Genomic DNA, 4,278 nt, shown 5'->3' with positions numbered 1-4,278 from the left:
CCTGGGCCGGTAAGGTGTCCATCTTGCACCGTGCCAGCGGTGCGCTGATGTTCCTTCTTCTTCCGTTCGTGCTGTACTTGTTCGAGCAAAGTCTCACGTCGGAAATCAGTTTCGCCAAGTTCACGGCGCTTCTGTCCAACGGCTTTGCCAAGGTTGTCGTCCTTGCCCTCATCTGGGCATACCTGCACCACTTCTGCGCAGGTGTCCGTTACCTGATCCTCGATCTGCATATCGGCATCGACAAGGCTTCGGCCTCCAAGTCGGCTGTGAGCGTGCTGATCGTCAGCCTGCTGCTGACCGTCGTGTTCGGCGCCAAGCTGTTCGGCCTGTTCTGAGGAGTCGAATGATGGCAAATAACAATATCGGTCCCAAGCGCCTCGTTGTCGGCGCGCACTACGGCCTGAAGGACTTCCTCGCGCAGCGCGTCACCGCCGTGATCATGGCGGTCTACACCGTCGTGCTGCTGGCTGCGTTCCTGCTCTCCAAGGACACGTCTTACCAAAGCTGGGCGGGGCTGTTCTCCAACCAGTGGATGAAGATGCTGACGTTCCTGGCGTTCGTGTCGCTCACGTATCACGCCTGGATCGGTGTCCGTGACATCTGGATGGACTACGTGAAGCCCGTGGCAGTGCGTTTGACGCTGCAAGTGTTGACGATTCTGTGGCTCGTTGGTTGTGCGGGCTACGCAGCTCAGATTCTCTGGAGGGTTTAAGACATGGTCGCAGTCAAGACTGGGCTGCCGCGCCGCAAATTCGACGTCGTGATCGTCGGTGCGGGCGGTTCGGGCATGCGCGCATCGCTGCAGCTGGCAGAAGCCGGCCTCTCCGTGGCCGTGCTGTCCAAGGTTTTCCCCACCCGCTCGCACACCGTTGCGGCGCAGGGTGGTATCGGTGCTTCGCTGGGCAACATGAGCGAAGACAACTGGCACTATCACTTCTACGACACCGTCAAGGGCTCCGACTGGCTCGGCGACCAGGACGCGATCGAGTTCATGTGCCGCCAGGCACCGAACGTGGTCTATGAGCTGGAACACTTCGGCATGCCGTTCGACCGCAACGCCGACGGCACCATCTACCAGCGTCCGTTCGGCGGTCACACGTCGAACTACGGCGAGAAGCCCGTGCAGCGTGCCTGCGCCGCGGCTGACCGTACCGGCCACGCGCTGCTGCACACGCTGTATCAGCGTAACGTCAAGGCCAAGACCCACTTCTTCGTCGAATGGATGGCGCTGGACCTGATCCGCGACCAGGACGGCGACGTGCTGGGCGTGACCGCGCTGGAAATGGAAACCGGCGAGGTCTACATCCTCGAAGCGAAGACGACGCTGTTCGCCACGGGCGGTGCAGGCCGCATCTACGCAGCGTCCACCAACGCCTTCATCAACACCGGTGACGGCCTGGGCATGGCAGCGCGCGCGGGTGTTCCGCTGGAAGACATGGAGTTCTGGCAGTTCCACCCGACCGGCGTGGCCGGCGCGGGCGTGCTGATCACGGAAGGTGTGCGTGGCGAGGGCGGCATCCTGCGTAACAAGGATGGCGAGCGCTTCATGGAGCGCTATGCCCCGACGCTGAAGGATCTGGCACCGCGTGACTTCGTGTCGCGCTCGATGGATCAGGAAATCAAGGAAGGCCGCGGCTGCGGCCCGAACGGCGACTACGTGCTGCTCGACCTGACCCACGTCGGCGCCGAGACCATCATGAAGCGCCTGCCGTCGATTCGCGAGATCGGCCTGAAGTTCGCCAACGTCGACGCCATCAAGGAACCGATTCCTGTGGTGCCGACCATCCACTACCAGATGGGTGGCATTCCGACGAACTATCACGGCCAGGTCGTGGTGCCGAAGAACGGCAACCCGAACGAGGTCATCAACGGCTTCTACGCGATCGGCGAATGCTCGTGCGTGTCGGTGCACGGCGCCAACCGCCTGGGCACGAACTCGCTGCTCGACCTGGTGGTGTTCGGCCGTTCGGCGGGCAACCACATCGTTGCGCAGAACCTGAAGAACCGCGAGCACAAGCCGTTGCCGGCCGATGCAGCGGACCGCGCACTGTCGCGCCTGGCCAAGCTCGATTCGTCCAGCTCGGGCGAGTACGCGCAGGACGTCGCCAACGACATCCGCCGCAACATGCAGTCGCACGCGGGCGTGTTCCGTACGCAGAAGCTGATGGATGAAGGCGTCGAGCGCATCCTTGAAGTGGCCGAGCGCGCTGGCAGCATCCACCTGAAGGACAAGTCCAAGGTGTTCAACACCGCGCGCGTCGAAGCGCTGGAAGTGGCCAACCTGGTGGAAGTGGCAAAGGCGACGATGGTGTCGGCCGCCGCCCGCAAGGAATCGCGCGGCGCACACGCACACAGCGACTTCCCGAACCGCGACGACGAAAACTGGATGAAGCACTCGCTGTGGTACAGCGAAGGCAACCGCCTCGACTACAAGCCCGTGCAGTTGAAGCCGCTGTCGGTGGAATCGGTGCCGCCCAAGGCGCGTACGTTCTAACGGATAAGAAGGGCCCACAAAAATGAAGCGTATTTTTGAAGTCTATCGCTACGATCCGGACAAGGACGCAGCGCCCCGCATGCAGACCTACGAGGTTGAGCTCGACGGTCACGAGCGCATGCTGCTCGACGCGCTGGTCAAGCTGAAGAAGCTCGACGAGTCGATCGCGTTCCGTCGCTCGTGCCGTGAAGGCGTGTGCGGCTCCGACGCCATGAACATCAACGGCAAGAATGGTCTGGCCTGCCTGACCAACATGCGTGAGCTGCCCGAGAAGATCGTGCTGCGCCCGCTGCCGGGGCTGCCCGTGGTCCGCGATCTGATCGTCGACATGACGCAGTTCTTCAACCAGTACCATTCGATCAAGCCGTATCTGATCAACGACGAGCCGCCGCCCGAGAAGGAGCGCCTGCAATCGCCCGAAGAGCGCGAAGAGCTCGACGGTCTGTACGAGTGCATTCTGTGCGCGAGCTGCTCGACGTCGTGCCCGTCGTTCTGGTGGAACCCGGACAAGTTCGTCGGCCCGGCCGGTCTGCTGCAGGCGTATCGCTTCATCGCCGACAGCCGCGACCAGGCCACCAGCGAACGTCTGGACAATCTGGAAGATCCGTACCGCCTGTTCCGTTGCCACACCATCATGAATTGCGTCGATGTGTGCCCGAAGGGTCTGAACCCGACCAAGGCCATCGGCAAGATCAAGGAATTGATGGTGCGTCGCGCGGTGTAAGCGCGCAGTGGTTCAGATTCTCCTGAGCCACTCACAAACACCAGTGCTCGCGCACAAGGACGGCCACGGCAACCGTAAAGAGGGTGGTCAGCGCTGCTGCCAGAATCTCTGGCTCTCGAAGGCTGCACTCTTTCCGGTCGTCACGTCTCAGTCATGTCGTGCTGACTTGGGGGCCGCTGCGAATAATCGACTGCGAATACTCGGTTATTAAGAGCCACGGCGCTCAAATTGCCTTCAGCCCTTTTTCCGGCGCGCCGTTCAGCCGCCTTCCCGGGGCAGCTAGCGGAGAACTATCGCGCCGCCCATAGGCGGAGATAAGACCCATCGGGATCGTATTCAGCGGCCTGCTTGCGGGCATTGAACCGCCTGCCGCCACGTGGGTCTGTGCCGCGCCCCGCGATATACAACCAATTGCCCTGATTGCTGTAGACGTCGTAGTCAACGAGTTGCGATTCGAACCACGCGGCACCCGCGCGCCAGTCGCCTTTCAGATCATGCACGAGGTAGCTGGCGACCACCTGCCTGAGCCTGTTGCTAAGGTACCCGGTGGCCTCCAGTTCGCGCATCGCGGCATCGACAAGCGGTTCTCCGGTCGATGCACGACGCCAGCGCTCGAAGCCCTGGGCATCGAGGCGCTCGGCATGCTGCGGTTGATCGGAGAGTCCGTGTGCGCGGTACAGTCGCGCCCCATGCTGAAGATGCAGGAAGCGGAAGTAGTCTCGCCACAGCAACTCGAACCACAGCCAATAGCTGCCGTCACTCTTGCCGTGCAACTGTTCGAACTGCTGCAGCTCCGCCACCACGCGTCGGGGCGACAACGCACCGCTGGCCAGCCACGCAGACCATTTGCTTGAGAAGTCCAGCCCAGCCAAGGCGTTGCGCGTGCGCTTGTACGTATGAGGCAGCTTGCGCTGCAGGTAATTGGCCAGATGCTGAAGGCCCGCCGTCTCACCTCCATCAAACTCCGGCCTGCCATACGGAAACGACGAGCGCGAATCCGCCGACGCGATTTCAGCCGCATCGGGAGCGGGCGCACGCGCCAGGCCCGGCGGAATGACGA

Annotated in this window: 5 protein-coding genes; 4 read left to right on the top strand and 1 reads right to left on the bottom strand. The window is 62.3% G+C overall.

From position 1 onward, the window contains the following. The 4 genes from sdhC to DOD19_RS25585 all read left to right on the top strand — a co-directional run. Window positions 1–335, top strand: a 335-nt coding sequence (gene sdhC / locus DOD19_RS25600; RefSeq protein ID WP_112188989.1) for a succinate dehydrogenase, cytochrome b556 subunit, incomplete at its 5' end; no start/stop codon positions are given. A gap of 11 nt (window positions 336–346) precedes the next feature. Beyond that, window positions 347–712, top strand: a complete 366-nt coding sequence (gene sdhD, locus DOD19_RS25595) for a succinate dehydrogenase, hydrophobic membrane anchor protein (RefSeq protein ID WP_004637532.1) — start codon at window positions 347–349, stop codon at window positions 710–712. Between the two features lie 3 nt (window positions 713–715). Beyond that, the gene (sdhA, locus tag DOD19_RS25590; protein WP_024979655.1) at window positions 716–2,494 is read left to right on the top strand and encodes a succinate dehydrogenase flavoprotein subunit; all 1,779 of its coding nucleotides are present in this window, start codon (window positions 716–718) and stop codon (window positions 2,492–2,494) included. Window positions 2,495–2,516: 22 nt separating this feature from the next. Continuing rightward, window positions 2,517–3,218 carry a succinate dehydrogenase iron-sulfur subunit gene (locus DOD19_RS25585; protein WP_009241007.1) on the top strand — a complete coding sequence of 234 codons (702 nt, stop codon included), beginning with the start codon at window positions 2,517–2,519 and terminating at the stop codon, window positions 3,216–3,218. Between the two features lie 290 nt (window positions 3,219–3,508). Here the strand turns inward: DOD19_RS25585 and DOD19_RS25580 are convergent. Continuing rightward, a partial coding sequence (locus DOD19_RS25580; protein WP_162634490.1) for a DASH family cryptochrome occupies window positions 3,509–4,278 on the bottom strand: 770 nt, incomplete at its 5' end.

It is taken from the genome of Ralstonia sp. GX3-BWBA (genome assembly GCF_003290055.1).
GTDB lineage: Bacteria > Pseudomonadota > Gammaproteobacteria > Burkholderiales > Burkholderiaceae > Ralstonia > Ralstonia holmesii.
The sequence above is the reverse complement of the archived record's forward strand: the minus strand, read 5'-3'. Positions and strand labels throughout refer to the sequence as shown.

What these genes read in the sequence shown, in the direction of transcription:
- sdhD (WP_004637532.1), top strand. Translation starts at nt 347, where the DNA reads ATGGCAAATAACAATATCGGTCCCAAGCGCCTCGTTGTCGGCGCGCAC.
- sdhA (WP_024979655.1), top strand. Translation starts at nt 716, where the DNA reads ATGGTCGCAGTCAAGACTGGGCTGCCGCGCCGCAAATTCGACGTCGTG.
- DOD19_RS25585 (WP_009241007.1), top strand. Translation starts at nt 2,517, where the DNA reads ATGAAGCGTATTTTTGAAGTCTATCGCTACGATCCGGACAAGGACGCA.